Origin of the sequence: Cellulophaga baltica (assembly GCF_900102165.1) — a bacterium.
Taxonomy (GTDB): Bacteria; Bacteroidota; Bacteroidia; order Flavobacteriales; family Flavobacteriaceae; genus Cellulophaga; species Cellulophaga baltica.
In genome coordinates this window covers 178,069-198,146 of the sequence record NZ_FNBD01000005.1, presented here as the reverse complement: position 1 = coordinate 198,146, position 20,078 = coordinate 178,069, and the positions used below count along the sequence as shown (strand labels likewise).

10 protein-coding genes are annotated in these 20,078 nt (G+C 33.9%); 8 read left to right on the top strand and 2 right to left on the bottom strand.

All coding sequences use genetic code 11. The features are described 5' to 3' along the window. The first annotated feature begins 33 nt into the window (after nucleotides 1–33). From BLQ19_RS10455 to BLQ19_RS10435, 5 genes are all read left to right on the top strand, one after another. On the top strand, nucleotides 34–1,623 hold the full coding sequence (locus BLQ19_RS10455; protein WP_074538319.1) for a solute:sodium symporter family transporter: 1,590 nt from the start codon (nucleotides 34–36) through the stop codon (nucleotides 1,621–1,623). Nucleotides 1,624–1,892: 269 nt separating this feature from the next. Then, complete coding sequence (locus tag BLQ19_RS10450; protein ID WP_074538318.1) at nucleotides 1,893–5,252, top strand: VCBS repeat-containing protein; 3,360 nt, start codon at nucleotides 1,893–1,895, stop codon at nucleotides 5,250–5,252. Continuing rightward, nucleotides 5,245–8,496, top strand: coding sequence for a VCBS repeat-containing protein (locus tag BLQ19_RS10445; RefSeq protein WP_074538317.1), 3,252 nt, complete (start codon nucleotides 5,245–5,247; stop codon nucleotides 8,494–8,496). The genes BLQ19_RS10450 and BLQ19_RS10445 overlap by 8 nt, the downstream gene beginning before the upstream one ends. A gap of 10 nt (nucleotides 8,497–8,506) precedes the next feature. Continuing rightward, a complete protein-coding gene (locus BLQ19_RS10440) occupies nucleotides 8,507–9,856 on the top strand; it encodes a vanadium-dependent haloperoxidase (protein ID WP_074538316.1) in 1,350 nt (449 codons plus the stop codon). Continuing rightward, on the top strand, nucleotides 9,853–10,740 hold the full coding sequence (locus tag BLQ19_RS10435) for a GyrI-like domain-containing protein (protein ID WP_074538315.1): 888 nt from the start codon (nucleotides 9,853–9,855) through the stop codon (nucleotides 10,738–10,740). Before BLQ19_RS10440 ends, BLQ19_RS10435 begins: the two co-directional genes overlap by 4 nt. A 180-nt stretch (nucleotides 10,741–10,920) precedes the next feature. On the opposite strand, the gene BLQ19_RS10430 is transcribed toward BLQ19_RS10435, so the two are convergent. Both BLQ19_RS10430 and BLQ19_RS10425 read right to left on the bottom strand, forming a co-directional pair. Then, nucleotides 10,921–12,510: a RagB/SusD family nutrient uptake outer membrane protein gene (locus BLQ19_RS10430; protein WP_029444996.1), complete on the bottom strand. Its 1,590-nt coding sequence runs from the start codon at nucleotides 12,508–12,510 to the stop codon at nucleotides 10,921–10,923. A 9-nt stretch (nucleotides 12,511–12,519) separates the two neighbouring features. Next, entirely contained in the window at nucleotides 12,520–15,639 is a 3,120-nt protein-coding gene (locus tag BLQ19_RS10425; RefSeq protein WP_074538314.1) for a SusC/RagA family TonB-linked outer membrane protein, read from the bottom strand. Between the two features lie 347 nt (nucleotides 15,640–15,986). Here BLQ19_RS10425 and BLQ19_RS10420 point away from each other — a divergent pair, with 347 nt between their 5' ends. From BLQ19_RS10420 to BLQ19_RS10410, 3 genes are all read left to right on the top strand, one after another. Then, nucleotides 15,987–17,015 (top strand): LacI family DNA-binding transcriptional regulator, encoded by a 1,029-nt coding sequence (locus BLQ19_RS10420; protein ID WP_024479054.1) that lies wholly within the window; start codon nucleotides 15,987–15,989, stop codon nucleotides 17,013–17,015. 19 nt (nucleotides 17,016–17,034) lie between these two features. Further along, the gene (gene pgmB / locus BLQ19_RS10415; RefSeq protein WP_034667766.1) at nucleotides 17,035–17,697 is read left to right on the top strand and encodes a beta-phosphoglucomutase; all 663 of its coding nucleotides are present in this window, start codon (nucleotides 17,035–17,037) and stop codon (nucleotides 17,695–17,697) included. Nucleotides 17,698–17,762: 65 nt separating this feature from the next. Beyond that, nucleotides 17,763–20,075: a glycoside hydrolase family 65 protein gene (locus BLQ19_RS10410; RefSeq protein ID WP_074538313.1), complete on the top strand. Its 2,313-nt coding sequence runs from the start codon at nucleotides 17,763–17,765 to the stop codon at nucleotides 20,073–20,075. Nucleotides 20,076–20,078: the final 3 nt, after the last annotated feature.

Sequence of the window (20,078 nt, the reverse complement as noted above, 5' to 3'; positions counted from 1 at the left end):
ATATTTATAAATTATAATCAAACTAAATAAAAAATGTTAGGAATTATTTCATTTGTAGGGTTTACGGCACTTGTGGCTATTATATCTTACTTTGCTACGCGGAAGACAGATGAATCTTCATCTGATGGTTATTTTTTGGGAGGAAGGAGTTTAACGGCAGGAGTAATTGCAGGTTCTTTATTACTAACTAATTTATCTACAGAACAGATTGTAGGTTTAAATGGTAGTGCTTATAAAGATGGATTGTCAGTTATGGCTTGGGAAACTTTAGCTGCTATAGCCATTGTGGTAACCGCAATCTTTTTATTACCTAGATATTTGAAAGGCGGGATAACTACTGTGCCACAATTTTTGGCAGACCGTTTTGATACCACTACTAAAACGATAACATCAGGTTTATTTTTAACGGGATATGTGGTCGTGTTACTACCAGTAATACTTTATTCTGGCTCTGTAGCTATTAGTGGAATGTTTGATATTCCTACGCTCTTAGGTGTTTCTGATAAAACAGCCCTTGTACTGTGCATTTGGGGAATAGGGATTATTGGATCAATATATGCAGTCTTTGGAGGATTAAAAGCAGTTGTGGTGTCCGACTCTATAAATGCTGTAGGTTTATTGATAGGAGGTATGTTAATCCCTGTTTTTGGATTGATGGCTATAGGTGATGGTAGTGTCTTAAATGGTTTAGATGTGTTGATGACAGCCAACCCTGAACGTTTTGATTCTACTGGAAATCCTGGACAAGAAGTGCCTTTCGCAACCATATTTACAGGTATGATGTTGGTGCAGTTGTTCTATTGGGGAACCAATCAACAAATTATACAACGCGCATTAGGGGCTAAAAATTTGGCTGAAGGTCAGAAAGGATTATTATTGGCTTCATTTTTAAAAATATTAGGTCCTTTAATATTGGTATTACCGGGTATGATTGCCTATCATTATTTCGAAGGCGGTTTAGCATCTAGTGATATGGCGTATCCAGAACTTGTACGTGCCGTATTACCAAAACCACTTGTAGGTTTCTTTGCCGCAGTGCTCTTTGGGGCTATTTTGAGCTCATTTAATAGTGTGTTAAATAGTTCCGTAACTCTTTTTGGGATTGATATTTACAAGCAACACATTAATCCAGAGGCCCCTGAGAAATTGGTGGTTAAGTATGGTAAAATATTTGGGATTTGTTTGGCACTAGCAGCAATGTTTATAGCGCCATTAATTGCAAATGCAAGTAGTTTATTTTATTATTTACAAGAGATAAATGGAATCTATAGTATTCCGATTTTTTCAATAATTATCGTGGGGTATTTGACCAAAAATGTACCTGCAATTGCAGCTAAAATTGGTATTATTTCAGGATCTGTTTTATACATCATTAGTCAGTTTATATTAAAACCATATGTGTTTGGTGCAGATGATTACCCACATTTCTTGCATGTAAATGCTATCTTGTTTGTGTTAAATGTACTTATTATGCTTGCTATTGGTAAGCTATATCCTAGAAAAGAGCCATTTGTATTAGAATATACCAATCAGGTTTCTATTACACCATATAAATATGTAAATCAGGTAGGATTGGCAATATGTGTTATTGTAATTGCTATTTATGTCTACTTTGCGAAGTAGTACACGAACAAGGCTTTAAAAGCATTTTTGGAATATATTTTATTTTTCAATACCTTCTTTTCTTCATGTTAAGAAGGTATTGAAGTAATTAGGACTTAGTAGAAATAACAAACTGTTAATTAATTGAAATACTTTCCCACGTCTATAATTTTAGTTTGTTATATTGCATAACGTGTTAATTAAACACTTCGAATTCAATTAGTTGTTTTTTATCAATCTATTAAAAAATAGCCTTTCAGTTAAATTAAGATTTTGAACCATATACCCTTATGAAATTTAAAAAATTAAGAAGTGCACTAATTCTTCTCAGTAGTTTTGCTTTTTTGACTTCTTGCATCCAAAAGGAAAAAGAGGAGCTAAAGGATGTTGAGGACTTAGATACATTGTTTACAATGTTAACTCCTAATGAAACAGGAATAGATTTTATCAATAAAGTAGAAAATCAAAAAAATTTCAACATATTTAAATACCGTAATTTTTACAATGGCGGTGGCGTTGCAATCGGTGATATAAATAATGACGGACTTCCAGATATTTACTTAACTGCGAATATGGAGAAAAATAAACTTTATATTAATAAAGGAGATTTTAAGTTTGAGGATGTTTCAGAATCAGCAGGGGTAGAAGGAAATAAACCTTGGTCTACAGGCGTCGTAATGGCTGATATAAATAACGATGGTCTATTAGATATTTATGTGAGTAATGCGGGCAACATGGAAGGGAATAACCATGACAATGATCTTTATATTAATAATGGTGATTTAACATTCACAGAACAAGCATCCAATTATAATTTAGCTAAAACGGGATTTTCAACTCATGCATCTTTTTTTGATTACGATAAAGATGGGGATTTAGATGCTTACATTTTAAATAATAGCAATATACCAGTAAGTAGTTTAGGCTATGCAGAGCAAAGAGATGTAAGAGCACAAAATTGGGATGGTGTACCTGATATCTTTAGAGGTGTGGGGGATATGCTATTGAGAAATGACGGTGGTAAATTTGTTGATGTTAGTGAGGAAGCTGGTATTTATGGAAGTTTAATTGGTTTTGGTCTGGGAGTTATGGTAAGTGATGTTAATAATGACCTATATCCGGATATATACGTTTCGAATGATTTTTACGAAAGAGACTACTTATACATTAACAATCAAGATGGCACTTTTACAGAAGATATTAAGAGCTGGACTTCCCACCTATGTCTATCAGCTATGGGTGTTGATATGGCTGATATAAATAACGATGGCTTGAACGACATTTTTATTACTGACATGCTCCCAGAAGGAGATGAGCGAGTAAAATCAGTAATGGAGTTTGAAGGATATAATATATTTAAATTGAAACAAAGTAAGGATTTTTATCAACAATATATCCAAAATACGTTACAACTAAACAATGGAAATGGTTCATTTTCCGAGGTAGCATTTCATAGTGGAGTCGCTAAAACAGACTGGAGTTGGGCAGGGCTTTTATTTGATATGGATAATGACGGTTTAAGAGACATCTATATTACCAATGGTGTAAATCATGATTTAACGGACTTGGATTTTGTTGATTTTTTGGCAAATGAGATTATTCAAAAAATGGCATTAACAGGTAAGAAAGAATCTATTGATTCTATAATAAGTAAAATGCCAATAAAGCCACAAAGTAATTATGCTTATAAAAATAATGGTGATATAACCTTCAAAAACGCATCAAAAGATTGGGGATTAGAAATTCCAAGTCTTTCCAATGGAGCTGCATACGGAGATCTAGATAATGATGGAGATTTAGATCTTGTTGTAAATAATGTAAACATGCAAGCATTTATTTATAAAAATAAATCTAATGAACTTGCCGATAATAATTACATCAGAATTCAGCTTATAGGGGCAGATAAAAATAAATTTGCTATTGGCGCTCGTGTTAAATTGTTTTATAAAGGAAATATAATTTTACAAGATGAAATGCCTTCAAGAGGTTTTCAATCTTCTATGGATTATACAATGGCGATTGGCTTGGGAGCGACTAAAGTTATAGATTCATTAGAAATACTTTGGCCAGATGATAAAATTGAGAAGCTTACGAACATAGCATCAAATCAAACTATAACGCTGAGTCATGCAGATGCATTAGAAACTTATAAAATTCCAGAGAAGAAATCAAAAAGCACACTACTGCAGGAGTTGAGTGAAAAGAAATTAATTGCTCACAAAGAAAATAATTATCAAGATTTCGATAATGAAGGGCTTATATCTAAAATGTTATCGCAGGAAGGTCCTGCACTGGCGGTGGCTGATGTTAATGGGGACGGCAATGAAGATATATTTGTTGGGGGAGCAAAAGGCGCTCCTGCCATTTTGTACTTTCATTTGGGGGACGGAGAATTAATAAAATCTAGTCAGAATGATATTGAAGCAGATTTTAGGTTAGAAGATACCGCTGCTGCATTCTTTGATGTTGATAATGATGGAGATGTAGATTTGATGGTAGGTAATGGGGGTAATCAAGTTTCTGAAGAGAACTCCTATAAACCTCGAGTATATTTAAATAATGGTAAGGGAGAATTCACCAAATCCATTGAAAATATTCCTTCAAGCTTTAAGAATATTTCTGTTATAGCACCTTATGATTTTGATAATGATGGTGATGTGGATGTTTTTGTAGGATCAAGAAGTGTTGTTGGGGTATATGGAGTTAGCCCTAATCACCTGTTCTTGGAAAATACAGGAAAAGGAAAGTTTGTAAACTCTACAGAGAAATTGGCATACGACCTCAAGAATTCGGGAATGATTACAGATGCTATTTGGGTAGATATAGATGGGGACTTAAAGAAAGATTTAGTTACAGTCTCAGAATGGGGGGCACCAAATATTTATAAGAATTCAGGAAGACGATTATCAAAACTTGCATCAAATTTAGATAATCTTAAGGGGTGGTGGGGCACGGTTGCTTCTGCAGATTTAGACAATGATGGAGATTTAGATCTTATTTTAGGAAATCAAGGCAGCAACGTTCCTTATAAGGCATCAGGACTAGCACCGATGAAACTTTGGATTAATGATTTTGATAATAATGGGAGTATAGAACAAATTATGTCTCAAAGCTTTAATGGAAAAGATTATCCACTTCATCAGAAAAGAGAATTAACGGCGCAAATCGTATCTTTAAAAAAGCAAAATTTAAAAGCATCTGATTATGCCAAAAGAACAATTGAAGAAATTTTCCCTAAAGATGTATTTGACAATACTATTGTGAAAACAGCAAATACAATGGAATCGTTGATTGCTGTAAATGAAGGAGGAGGTGAATTTACAATCAAAGTTTTACCTAGCAGAGTTCAATTATCATGCATTTGCGGAATTAGTTGTATTGATGTAAATAATGATGGCAATCTTGATCTTGTTATGGGAGGTAATAATTTTGAATTTAAACCTCAGTATTCTAGATTAGATGCTAGTTATGGTAATGTATTGCTAGGAGATGGTAAACTCAATTTTTCTTGGCAGGACTACGAAACTTCTGGTTTCTTCATAAAAGATGAGATTAAGCATTTGCAAAAATTTAAAAGTAACGCAGGTAAATACTATTTAATAGCGGCTATAAATAATAATAAACCCAAGATTTATAAATTAAATGAATAATTATCTTGTACTATTAATTTGTTTTTTTTTCCTAATCAGTTGTGGTCGTGAAGGTAACGAATTATTTGAAAATCCTACAGCTGAGGAAACTGGTGTTTTATTTAAAAATAGACTTGAAGAAAAGAATGATCAAAATATTTTAGACTATTTATATTTCTACAATGGAGGCGGAGTTGCTGTTGGTGATATTAATAATGATGGGTTACCGGATATATTTTTCTCAGGAAATCAAGTTAAGAATCAACTTTACTTGAATAAGGGAGATCTGAAATTTGAAAATATTACAGATCAAGCGGGAGTTTCGGGAAATAGTACTTGGAATACTGGCGCAGTTATGGGAGACGTAAATGGAGATGGTCTACTCGATATTTATGTGTGTGCTGTAGTAGGGATAAATGGTTTCAATGGTCATAATGAGTTGTATATAAATAACGGAGATGAAACATTTACAGAGCGCGCAGCAAAATATGGATTGGATTATGACTCCTATAGTTCTACTGCGGCTTTTCTTGATTATGATCTAGACGGAGATTTGGATGTGTACTTATTAAACCACGCTATTCATACACAAGAATCATATGGGAAAGCAAATTTAAGAAATAAGAGAAATTATCAAACCGGAGATAAATTACTTAGAAATGATAATGGTAAATTTATAGATGTAAGTGAAGAGGCTGGTATTTTTGGTGGTCCTAATGGCTACGGTCTTGGGATTTCTATAGCAGACTTCAATCAAGATGGGTATCCAGACATTTATATAGGTAATGACTTTCATGAAGATGATTACTATTATTTAAATAACGGTAATGGCACATTTAGTGAAAGTTTAAAAAAGTATTTCGGACATACCTCTAGGTTTTCTATGGGTAATGATGTTTCAGATATTAACCATGACGGTTGGCCAGATTTAATTTCTTTGGATATGCTTCCCGAAGATGAAAAAGTTTTAAAATCATCATTGGGAGATGATAATATTCAATCTCAAAATCTCCGTATTGAGCATTTAGGGTATCATTATCAATTTACTCGCAATATGCTTCAAGTAAATCAAAAAAATGGAGTGTTTGCAGAAACAGCATTAATGAATGGTATCGCTGCAACAGACTGGAGCTGGAGTGCTCTTTTTGCAGATTACGATCAAGATGGTGAACAGGACCTGTTTATTTCAAATGGGATACCTAAGAGACCAAATGATTTAGATTATATAAATTTTGTTTCTGATGAGCAGATCAGAAAAAAAATTAGTGATACAAAGCTAGTAGATCAGCAAGCACTTGATATGATGCCTTCTGGGGCCGTTCATAATTATATTTTTAAAGGCTCTAAAGAAAATGATTTTATTGATAAATCTGGAAAATGGATAGTGAATGATACCTTAAAGTCAGGTGCCTCTGCTTTTGGAGATTTTGACAATGATGGTGATCTAGATATTGTTACAAATAATATTAACGATAGGGCAATGTTATACATCAATAAAACGAATGATAACGCCAGCTATATTAAAATAAAATTCCAATACGAATCTAAGAATCATTTTGGTATTGGAACCAAAGTTTTTGTCTATACCAATGGCAATTTACAATATAAAGAATTGTATACTGTTAGAGGTTTTCAAGCATCTTCTGAGCCAATCATACACTTTGGATTCGGTAATAGTAAGGTGGTAGATTCACTTAAAATTGTATGGCCAAATAGAACTTTTCAGGTATTAAAAAATATAGCAACGAACCAAACTTTGCTTATTAAGCCAGAAAATAACATGCCTTTTGACTATAAGAGTCTTCAACCTAAAGCAGAAAAAATATTTAAACTAACTCAAAACAATCTTGGAATAGACTTTAATCATATAGAAGATAATTATATTGATTTTAACAGGCAAAAATTAATTCCATATCAGATTTCTGACCGTGGTCCTGCAGTTGCGTTAGGAGATTTAAATAAGGATGGAAAGGAAGATATTTTATTCGGCGGATCAAAATATTTTCCTCCTAAATTTTATATTCAAAATGATAGTAGCTATACAGAAATAAAAATACCTTCTTTAGCTAAAGATTCTATAAAAGAAGACATTGCTGCGGTTATTGCAGATTTTAATAATGATAGTCAGAACGATGTTGTTGTTGGTTCAGGAGGGGCTGATTTTTATAATCAAATGAAACCATTACTAGATAGTTATTATATCAAATTTGACACATTTTTTAAGCCAATACCTTTTCCAGAATATTTTGAAAACGCCTCAGTCATACGAGAAAATGATTTTGATAACGATGGAGACATTGACCTTTTTGTAGGCAATAATGCAACTTCTAATGATTTTGGAAAGATTCCTCCATCTTATCTCTTAGAAAATGAGAACGGTATATTTAAAATTGTTCAAGATGATACGTTTGATGATGTTGGAATGGTAACCGATGCAATTTGGGAAGATTTTGACAATGATGGTTTAAAAGATCTTATAGTAGTAGGTGAATGGATGTCTCCAAAATTTTTTAAAAATTTTAATGGTACGTTTAAGCAAGATATGGTTGCTGTAGAAAATTTGATAGGATTGTGGCAGTGTATTATTCCTTTTGATATAGATCAAGACGGAGATACAGATTACCTTTTAGGTAATTGGGGTACTAATACCAAATTCAAAGCATCAAATGAATTTCCATTAAGGATGTATTATTCTGATTTTGACACTAATGGGAGTACGGAAACAATTATAGCGGTTGAAAAGAGAGGAAAATACTATCCTATTGATGATTTATCACAACTTTCTGGACAAATGGTTTCGTTGCGCAAGGAATTCACAGATTATAATTCATTTGCAGGTAAAACAATTGAAGAAATTATTGATGTGAAAACTTTAAATAAAGCAAAATTATTTGAATTAAACGAATTACATTCAGGTTACTTAAAAAATAATAAAGGTTCCTATGAGTTTGTTTCATTCCCCAAAACCTTACAGGTTGCTCCATTGAAGTCTTTCTTATGTTTTGATTTTGATAGCGATGGGAAAGATGAGGTATTGGTAGGAGGTAATTATTTTGGAGTAAAACCATTTCATGGAAGATTCGATTCATTTTCTGGAGCTTTAATAAAAAATGAAGATACTATTTTGTTGGGTGATGTTTTGGGACTTCAGTTTGCTTTAAAATCTGTAAGACATTTAAATATTATAAAATTAAAGAGTAAAGTTTATCTATTGGTTACAATGAATAACGATAAGGCACAAGTTTACGAACTGGCTAAGAAATAAAGAGTCTATTATGAAAGCAAAATTTATAAGTATTTTATTAGTTGCGGTTGTTTTAACTTCTTGCGCAAAGGAAGAAATGATTGTAGTTAGTCCAAATGAATTGCATGAATCGGTTGATAAAGTTACTGAAATTATGATTCATGATATTTTTTCACCTCCAGTGGCAAGTAGGATTTTTGCTTACCCTAATATTGCTGCCTATGAAATTATTGCACTAAATAATGAGAAATATAATTCATTATCTGGCGAAATAAATGAGTTGAAAGAAATTCCTAAACCGGAAAATGGAACTACTATTAATTATCAAATGGCTGCTCTTATAGCTCACATCGATCTAAGTAGAAGACTTGTGTTTTCCGAGGATAAAATAATTAGTTTTAGGGACAGTCTTTATATGAATTGGGAAGATAAGAACAAAGCTTTGTTTACGAGTTCTAAGAATTATGGACTATTAGTTGCTGAACATATAGCAGCGTGGATGGATAGCGATAATTACAAGCAAACGAGAACGATGCCTAAATTCACTGTAGATACTGACGATGCTACTCGTTGGCAGCCTACTCCTCCAGCCTATATGGACGGTATTGAGCCTCATTGGAGTAAAATTAGAGCTTTTACTCTTGTAAGACCGGACCAATTTAAACCTGTTCCTCCTCCTGCTTTTTCTTTAGACGAAAATTCTATTTTTTATAAGGAGGTCAAAGAAGTGTATGACATTTCTTTAGATATGGTAAAAAAAGGAGATGCCTCAGATGAAGTTCAAATCGCTCAATTTTGGGATTGTAATCCGTATGTTTCGGTTACCAAAGGGCATTTAATGTTTGCAACAAAAAAAATAACGCCTGGTGCACATTGGATAGGTATTACTAAAATTGCAGCAAGAAAGATGAGTTATGATTTTGATGATACCGTTTATGCTTATACCAAAACTTCAGTAGCAATTGCAGATGCCTTTATTAGTTGTTGGGATGAAAAATATAGAAGTAACCTTATTCGCCCAGAAACAGTTATTAATCAATATATAGATGAGAACTGGAAGCCTGTACTTCAAACACCGCCTTTTCCAGAATATACTAGTGGTCATTCTGTGGTTTCTGGGGCAGCTTCAACAGTTCTAACAGATATTTTTGGGGATAATTTCTCTTTTGATGATGATACGGAGACTACGTATGGATTGCCAATAAGGACATTCTCATCTTTTAATAGTGCCGCAGACGAGGCTGCAATTAGTAGAATGTATGGTGGTATTCACTACCGAGCGGCAGTTGAAGTAGGTGTAAAACAGGGAAGAGATCTCGGAGCTTTTGTAGTATCTAAATTAAAAATGAAGAATTCAGTACATTCTAAACCATTAAAATGAAAAAAATTTTATTTATCCTTTTAGTAGTTGGTTTGTGTTCTTTCTGTTGGTATTTATTTTTGAAACCTTATGATTATTTAGCTAGCTTTAAAGTAAAAACATATCCAGGAGTAGTCAATCAATCAATTAAAAAGTGGTCTAGTGCTATTGGTAATTCAAAAATTCTAGAAAGTAAGGATGTCAATAGTATTATTCAAGAAATAGAAATTAAAAGTATCCGTTATAGATATGATTGGGACATTCAACCTATAACAGATTCTACATCTTCCGTAAAAGTATATGTTACCGACCTTAATAATAGTATTGAAAATAGATTACAAATCTTATTTTCAGATTCGGTTTTCGAAGATGAAGTTAGAAATAGGCTTTTACATTTTAATGATAATTTAAAAGATCATTTAGCTAATTTTAAAGTGGTAGTTATAGGTCAGGAAAAATTGGAATCTAGTTATGTAGTTTATTTGCCTGTAAAAACAACACAATTAAAAAAAGCGAAAGGGATGATGGGAGTTTATCCTTATTTAGATAATTTAATGGCTAGTAGTGGTATTAAGAGTAATGGTTTCCCTTTTATAGAAGTCACCTATTGGAATCAAACAAATGATAGTATCCATTATAATTTCTGTTATCCCATCATAAAAAATGAAAACCTTCCAATTAATAAAGATGTGAAGTATAAGAAATTTGAAGGAGGGAATGTGATTAAGGCTAGTTACAACGGAAATTACATTACTTCTGATAGGGCATGGTATAAACTTCTGGACTACTCAGCTAAAGAGCATATTGAAGTTGTTAGTAAACCTGTTGAGATATTTTATAGTAACCCTAATTTTGGTGGGGAAGCGTTGGAGTGGAAAGCGGAAGTTTTTCTGCCCTTAAGGTAATGGTCAATTAGTTTTATTATACTTTATACGAATGCCTGAGTGGCAAAGATAATTTTCCATAAGTTTTATCTAATTTGTTATTCGAAATTTGTTGATTACAATTAGTAAATAAAAAGCCTCTGATTTGATAATTTCAAATCAGAGGCTTTAGGTATATAATTAGTATACTTGATAAGTTACTTAATATCCAGGGTTCTGTACTAGGTTAGGATTAGAAAGTAATGCGGTTTGCGGTATAGGGTATAAATTCACATTAGGATCTCCAGAAACTTCTTTTAGTTGCCATGGAGCTGTAAATTTATCAAATCTAACTAGATCATTTCTTCTCCAATATTCAATATATAATTCACGTCCTCTTTCTGCAAGAATATCATCCATGGATACAGAGGCCAATACCGAAGTATTTGCTCTATTTGTTCTCAATTCATTCACTAAGGTCGTAGCATCTCCGCCCATTCTCATCATAGCTTCTGCTTTCATTAAATGTGCATCAGCATATCTGAATAAGATTTGATGACGTCTAAATGAATTAACAAGAGGTGATTTTTCATCTTCAGTATCAGTAGGATCGTAAGGATGGTATTTGATTAAACGCATACCTTCTACCTCTGTATTACCTACTAATGCAGGTATCTCTTTTGTAAAACTTAAAGGCTGGCCTTGTCTATTTTTTAGGGCTGTGCCATCTTCATTATATTGTTGTCCAATAAGGAAACCATATCCAATACCTAAGTTCTGGCTATTGGCTGTTGTTGCATCTGGTACAAACCCTCTGCGCTCTTCTTGGTTATCCCCAACATAATTCGAGTTTTCAGCACCTTCAAAAGAATCATAAAATTCTGAAAGAGTTGAAAATCCATTCCATCCACCTCCATCATTATCAGGAGAATTTTGGTTGTAATGCAGAGTGTTCCAAATTCTAGGCGCTACTTCACTACTTAAGTGTAAAATAGTTTCAGTATCATCTGATGGTTCAAATATTTGGAAATAACCGTTTTGATCAATACTAAAACCACTAGCTGCTATGGCATCAACATTATCTATAACTTTTTGCATCGTTGCATTATCTGCTGTTCCAGTACCATCATAGATGAACGAATTCAAGTATAATTTTGCTAAAAGAAAGTTTGCTGTTGCTTTTGTAGCTTTGCCTGTATTTGCAGTTCCAGTACTTCCTTCTGGTAAGTCAGCTAAAGCTTCTATTAAATCTGTTTCAATAAAGTTATATGCTTCTAGACGTGTTAACACCTTAGGGTTTACATCTGGGCCTTCTGTCACCTCTCTAAAAGGTACAACGCCAAACAAATCCATTACAAAAAACATATTAAATGCTCTAAGAAATTTCGCTTCTGCAACGACTTGTGTACTAGGATCACTTTCTAATATTTCGGTAGCCCTAAAAATACTTTGATTCAAATTGTTCCATGCATTTCTTATGAATAAGTGATCTGCTCTCCAAGTATGTGTGTGCATTTGTCTCCAAACACCATTATCACCCCAATCGGTACCCCTTGTAGGAATTAAAAGTTCATCAGAAGCTACTTCTGACATGGCATACATGGTTTCTTGACTTTGAAAATCTCCTCCTACCTTATTGTATAAATCACTAAGAGATGATGACGGGTCTGACAAGGGGGTAAATTCACTAGAGCCGCTATCTGCGGTAATGATTGAATCAGTTTCCTCGATTTCTAAGTCCGTACATGATAAAAACGTGGCTACTACTAAAGATGATAGTAGAAAACCTTTCAATATTATTTTAGTTTTCATATTTTTTTTTTAAAAGGTTACGTTAAAGCCAAATGTATAAGTTCTTGGCCTTGGAAATGATGTGTAATCTATTCCAGCTATTGGAAGGCCATTCAAAAGATCTCCACCACCTGGTATTACACTAACTTCAGGATCTAAGCCCGAATAGCCGGTAATCACAAATAAATTTTGTCCAGTAAGACTTAGACGCATTGATTTGAAAAAGCCATCAGTAAGAGGAACATTATAGCCGATTGATGCGGTTTGCAATCTTACAAAATCACCTTTCTCTAAAAAACGATCAGATACTGAAGCTTCTGCAAAACGGCCTTCAATACCAGCTAAATTAGCTACATCTTGTGTTACATTGTTGCCACTACCTATAGCACCTCCTGTGAAAAATGCATTGGCTGTATTATTGTATATGTAATTTCCGAATTGGCCATTAAAATATAAAGACGCTGACCAATTTTTGTAATTAGCGCTCGTAGAAAGTCCTCCTGTAAAATCAGGTAAAGCACTTTTGTCTACGAACTGTTGATTATCTATGCCTCCTTCAAATATAGGGTTGCCATTGCCGTCAAAACCTTCAAATTTTCTTAAATAGAATGAGTATAAAGGCTGACCGCTTTCAAGACGTTGAGCAAATGCGTTACTCAATCCCGCTCCGCGAATTGTTCCAGCTGTAATAGCTCCTTCAAAGTCTTGTATTTCATTATTGTTATATGCAATATTGAAACCTACATTCCAGTTAAAATTGTCTCCCTGTAAAAGATCGTAATTAATTGAAAATTCAGCTCCTTGGTTTAACACTACTGCATCTAAGTTTTGAAAGAAAAAAGGCTGTGGAGAGGGTTGTGCAGATTCTACACTTAACAATAAATCTCTAGTTTCCTTTCTGTAAATATCAAAACTACCTGTAAATCTATCATCTGAAAAACCAAAATCTATACCCGCATTATATTGTGTTGTTTCTTCCCACTTTAGATCTGGGTTAGCAAAATCAACGGTATTAACTCCGGGAACGTTAATTGCACCTCCATCGGCAACTGAACCACCAGAATAACGCTCTCTCCTAATAAATCTTCCATACCCTAACCCATCTTGATTACCGGTAATACCGTAACTCAACCTAAGCTTTAAAGTAGAAACAGATTCCCCTATAAAATCTTCTTCGTTAATTTTCCATGCGAAGGCAGCAGAAGGGAAGATTCCATATTGATTATTTGAACCAAAACGAGAAGAACCATCGGCTCTTACTGTTGCGGTGAATAAATATTTATTAGATAAGCTATAGTTAATTCTCCCAAAGAATGATTGGATTTCATCTGTATTGTCAAATGTATCTGCAAATACCGCCCTAACCGGTAGTCCTTCAACATCACCCAAATAGTCCGTTGAAATTGTTGGTAGAAGTCTATTTACAAACAAGCCATTAGGGTTGTTTGATACATCAAAAGAATAACCATACTGCTGGTATGCTCCAGTAACTAAGGATTCTAAGGTACTCGCTGAGCTAGATAAATCTCTAGCCATTTGATTTAAATCTGTTGTATTATAACCCCAGCCTTCTACATTTCTACCTCTAGAATTAAAATCTTGATAAGAAAAACCTCCTAGAATATCCAAATTAGAATTCTCAAATTCCTTCTTGTAATTCAACGTGAATTCAAAAAGACGGTTTTCATTAGTTAAATCATTTAAGCCTCCTCGTCCGTTTCCGCCAGCGCCTCTTCCTACGTTTAGGGATTGAGAACTTAAAGAAGCTTCTTTTGTTGACTCTGATTTATCGTAACCAAAAGTTACTTTAGCATTTAAGTCATCAGTAACTACATAATCTGCAGACAAATTAGCTAAGAAACGATTTGTGTCAGTTAAGCTTTGCCAGCTGTTTAATAAATTAATTGGGTTGATACGATCTCCTGGGTTAAATGTTGGGTCAGATGGCCACGTTGGATTAGCGGAATATGCCGCTCCTAATAAATCTCCGGTTGATCCAGCACTACCACTAAGTGGAGGAGCTTCGTCGTTTACTTTTGAAAGAGTACCTTGAAGGTCAACTTTTAATTTATCATCGAAAAAACGTTGAGATACATTGATTCTTGCCGTAGCTCTCTCTTGAGATGATTTTTCAATTATACCAAATTGTTTACCGTAATTTAGAGTAGCTCTAACATTCCCAGAACCATAATTTCTAGAATATGCAAAATTATTATTAGTCGAAGATGAGTTTCTGGTTACAAAAGATTGCCAATCTGTATCATTACCTAAATCAGTTGCCGTTCCTCCAAAAGCATCTACTGCATTTAAAAATTGGCTCCTATTAAGTAGATCATATTCATTTGCAGGAGAGGAGAAACTTACATCTGATGAAAATTCAAAAACTCCTTTTTTGCTGCCAGATTTTCCGCTTTTAGTTGTAATTATTACTACTCCGTTTGCACCCCTAGATCCGTAAATTGCAGTTGCAGAAGCATCTTTTAGAATACTCATGCTTTCAATATCAGAAGGATTTAAAAAGCTTAATGGATTTTTAGCAGCACTGGTACCAATACCTACATTTGCTCCTTCTGCTGAAGAATCACCAGAAGGTAATGGAACACCGTCAACAACAAATAATGGGTTGTTGTTGGAACGAACGGAAGAAGTACCACGTATTCTAATGGCTACTCCAGCTCCTGGCTCTCCACTTCCTTGTGAAATTTGAACACCCGCTGTCTTTCCTTGAATTAATTGTTCTGGGGATGAAATCACCCCTCCGTTAAAATCTTCTGATTTTACGGCGGTTACTGATCCTGTAGCATCTTTTACAGTTGTACTACCGTAACCCACAATTACAACTTCATCCAATGCTTCTGCATCTTCAGTAAGTGTAATATTTATAGTTGATTTCCCATTTACAGCAATCTCTGTTGTCTTAAACCCTATATAGCTAAACACTAAAGTGGCGTCAGAGGCTACATTGCTTAATGAGAAATTTCCGTCAAAATCGGTTTGAGTACCGTTGGTCGTACCTTTTACTAGAACACTCGCTCCAGGTAAAGGCCCGCTAGCATCAGAAACAGTTCCTGATACCTCCTGTGCTTGTATCATGCCAAAACATAAAAATGCCCCAGCAATAAGCAAGCTTTTAAATAGCTTAATCTTCATAGATAATTAATTTAAGTTGAGTTAATTTAAATTCAAAAGTTAAAAATATGCAAAATACTTGTTAAAGTTATTGAGTGTCATCATTATAAGTTTACGAAAACGGTTTCGTGTTGATAACTTTACTTAATTGCAATAATTTTAAATAAAACACCTCTAGATTGGATATTTCTTAAAATTTCCTGATTATTGTGCGAATTTCAAAATTTAAAACAAAGATACACATTTATTTTTTTCTTAAATTTTGTGAGATAAAGAGGGCAATTGTTAAAAAACTAATATTTGCTACGGGGTGCGAATTTATATGTTAATTTAACCTATTAATTGAATTAACTACTCAAAAATCAAACATGTTAAAGCGAAAAATAACACTAAAACACATTGCTAGAGAATTGGAAGTTTCGATTTCTACAGTTTCTAAAGCACTTAAAAATAGTGAAGAAATTAGCAGGGATACTAAGGAGAAAATTCAGGCCTTCGCGAAACTTTACAACTACAAACCAAATAATATTGCTATTAGTTTAAAGAATAAAAGCACTAAAAATATCGCCGTAATTATACCAGATATTGTTCATCATTTCTTTACTACTGTTTTTCATGGAATAGAAAAGATTGCTAATGAGAAAGGATATAATGTAATTCTGTGTGTATCTGATGAATCTTTTGATAAAGAAGTGATAAACATGGAAATTCTGGCCAATGGAAGTGTGGATGGTTTTATCATGTCTTTATCTTCTGAAACTCAGCTTAAGAATGATTATAACCATTTAAAGGAGCTTACGGAACAGGGAATTCCTTTGGTTTTGTTTGATCGGGTTACGGATCAAGTAGCTTGTGATAAGGTGTTAATCAATGATAAAGATGGTGCGTATAGGTCTGTTAAGAAGTTAATTGAAAATGGTAAAAAGAGAATAGCATTAGTCGCTACAGAAGATTATTTGAGTGTGAGTAAAGAAAGGGCTGATGGTTACTTTCAGGCACTAAAGGAGTTTGATATAGCCGTGGAAGATAATTTAATACTAAAACTACCTTCTATGAGTAGTGTTGAGGGAGATGCTATGGAGTTATTTTTAAAAAATGAAAAGGTAGATGCTGTGTTGTGTGTAAATGAAATTTATGCGATTCACGGAATGCGAATTGCTCAAAAGCTTGGATTTAAAATTCCGCAGGATATAGAATTTATTGGATTTACAGATGGTATTTTGTCTAAATTCTCAAATCCTACATTGACGGCAGTAGCACAACATGGAGAGAAAATGGGAGAAATTTCGGCAGAAATGTTGATTGAGAAGATAGAAAGTGAAAATGATGTTGAAACCTATCGTACAGAAATTTTAGAGCCAACAATTATAGAACGAGAATCAACGCTTAATGTTTAAAAATTAGAGAATATTTATAATGGATAACAATAGTACAGGTTTCATATTTGATTTAGATGGTGTCATTGTTGATACGGCAAAATATCATTATTTGGCTTGGAGGAAACTGGCCAATGAATTAGGTTTTGAGTTTACTCATGAGCAAAATGAACTATTTAAAGGAGTCAGTAGAAAAAGATGTTTAGAAATTTTATTGAACATTGGCGGTGTTACAGCTACGCAGCAACAATTTGATACGTGGATGGTGGAGAAAAATATAGACTACTTGGCGTATATAGAGAATATGGATGCTTCAGAAATATTACCTGATGTTCCTAAAGTATTGGAGTATTTAAAACAAAAAAAGATTCCTATTGCTTTGGGGTCTGCGAGTAAAAACGCGCAACCAATTTTAGAAAAAGTAAATTTATTGCCATATTTCGATACTATTGTAGATGGTAATAATGTTACAAAGGCTAAGCCAGATCCGGAAGTTTTTTTGATTGCTGCAGATCAATTAGGAGTCAAGCCAAACAACTGTATTGTTTTTGAAGATGCCGTAGCGGGAATAGAAGCAGCTAATGCTGCAGGAATGATAAGTATTGGTATCGGTGATGCCGAAATACTAAATCAGGCAAAATATAATTTTAATGATTTTACAGAAATAGAGTTATCATTTTTAGACACACTCATTTCTCAATAGTACTAATTATGGTCTTGGCGTAATTGCATTATTTTCCAAGAAGTCAACATATTTAATTTAAAAGAATGAATCAAGATTATATAAAGCCAAATGATTGGTCAATTATAGAAGAAGGTTTTGATAAAGAACGTGTAAAATCTTCAGAAAGTTTATTTAGCATAGGAAACGGTGCCATGGGGCAACGTGCTAATTTTGAAGAAAAATATACGGGTCATACCTTTCAAGGAAGCTATATAGCAGGTGTTTATTATCCAGATAAAACACGTGTAGGGTGGTGGAAAAATGGGTATCCAGAATATTTTGCGAAAGTATTAAATGCGCCAAATTGGATTGGCATTGATGTTCTCGTAAACGGAGTGTCTCTAGATTTAAATACTTGTAAAGCTGTTGCTGGCTACAATAGAGAGCTTAATATGAAAGAGGGTTGGTATCAACGCTCTTTTGAGGCAACATTGCCCAATGATATTGTGGTTAAGGTTAAAGCAACTCGCTTTTTAAGTTTAGATATCAATGAAATAGGAGCTATTCAGTATGAACTCACTTCAGTTGGGTCAGATGCTGAGATTGTTTTTGAACCTTATTTAGATAGTGGTATCACCAATGAAGATAGTAATTGGGATGATAAGTTTTGGAATACTACGGCTATTTCTTCAGAAATGAATCAGGCTTTTATTGAAGCACATACCATGAAAACTAATTTTGCGACCTGCACATTTATGCAATCTCAGTTGCTGTATAAGGGTGAGGTTAGTGCTCAAAAACCTGCAGAGACAAGAACAGAATTTTTAATAAAACATTCTTATTCTCAAAAAGTAAAAAAGGGAGAAACAGTAACGCTTCAAAAATTTGGAGGGTATACCGTAGATCAAAACCATAAAGCATCAGCCTTGGTTGCGGCAGCAAAAACAGCTTTGAAAAAAGCATCAAGCTTAGGCTTCGATTCGCTTTTAGAAAAACAAAAATTAGCATGGGCTAAGATTTGGGAAATGAGTGATATTACCATTGCAGGTGATGTAAAAGCACAACAAGGCATTAGATTCAATATTTTTCAATTGAATCAAACATATTTAGGAACAGATTCTCGTTTAAATATTGGTCCAAAAGGATTTACAGGAGAGAAGTATGGAGGAAGCACCTATTGGGATACAGAAGCGTATTGTATTCCGTTTTACATGGCTACTAAGGAGCAAAAAGTTGCGCGTAATCTTTTAGAATACCGATACAATCATTTAGAAAAAGCAATTGAAAATGCACAGAAATTAGGTTTTTCTAATGGTGCAGCATTATATCCTATGGTAACCATGAATGGCGAAGAGTGTCATAACGAATGGGAAATTACCTTTGAGGAAATTCATAGAAATGGGGCCATAGCTTTTGCTATATATAATTATTACCGTTATACTGGAGATTATACATATATACCAGAAATGGGGCTAGAGGTCCTTATCGGAATTGCGCGTTTCTGGCACCAGAGAGCAACTTTTTCTACCCAAAAAGAAAGTTATGTAATCTTAGGAGTTACTGGTCCTAATGAGTATGAGAACAATGTTAATAATAACTGGTATACAAACTATTTAGCAAAATGGTGTATCAGCTACGCTTTAGAGCAACTTGAAAAGGTTAAAGATGGGTATTCAGAAGATTATCACAGGATTATAGGGGTCACTAAACTTTCTGAAAATGAGACAGAAAAATGGGGAGAAGTAGCTAATAACATGTACTTTCCTTTTTCAAAAGAGCATGATATATTTCTACAACAAGACGGGTTCTTAGATAAGGAATTAATAACGGTAGCTAATTTACCAAAATCTCAACGCCCTATAAATCAGAAATGGAGTTGGGATCGCATTTTGCGTTCTCCCTATATAAAACAAGCAGATACCTTGCAAGGATTTTATCTTTTTGAAGATCAATTTTCGCTGGAGTCATTAGAGAAGCATTTTGATTTTTATGAGCCATTTACGGTACATGAATCATCTTTGTCTCCTTGTGTACATAGTATTCAAGCCTCTAAATTAAATAGAATGGAACAAGCGTATACGTTTTATTTGCGCACTTCTAGATTAGATTTAGATGATTATAATAAGGAGGTAGAAGAAGGATTGCATATTACCTCAATGGCAGGTACTTGGATGAGTATTGTAGAAGGTTTTGGAGGTATGCGTGTCGTTGAAGATAAATTATCTTTTATTCCTCGAATTCCAGAGCAGTGGGAGACTTATTCCTTTAAAATTAATTTTAGAAAGCGCATCTTAAAAGTAACTGTTTCGCAAAAAGAAACGAAGTTTCAGCTAGAAGGTACAGAAGAGACCTCTATACGGGTACATGGAAAGCGTGTGGTGATTACTCCTAATAAAGAAACGGTAGTTTCTAATTAAAGT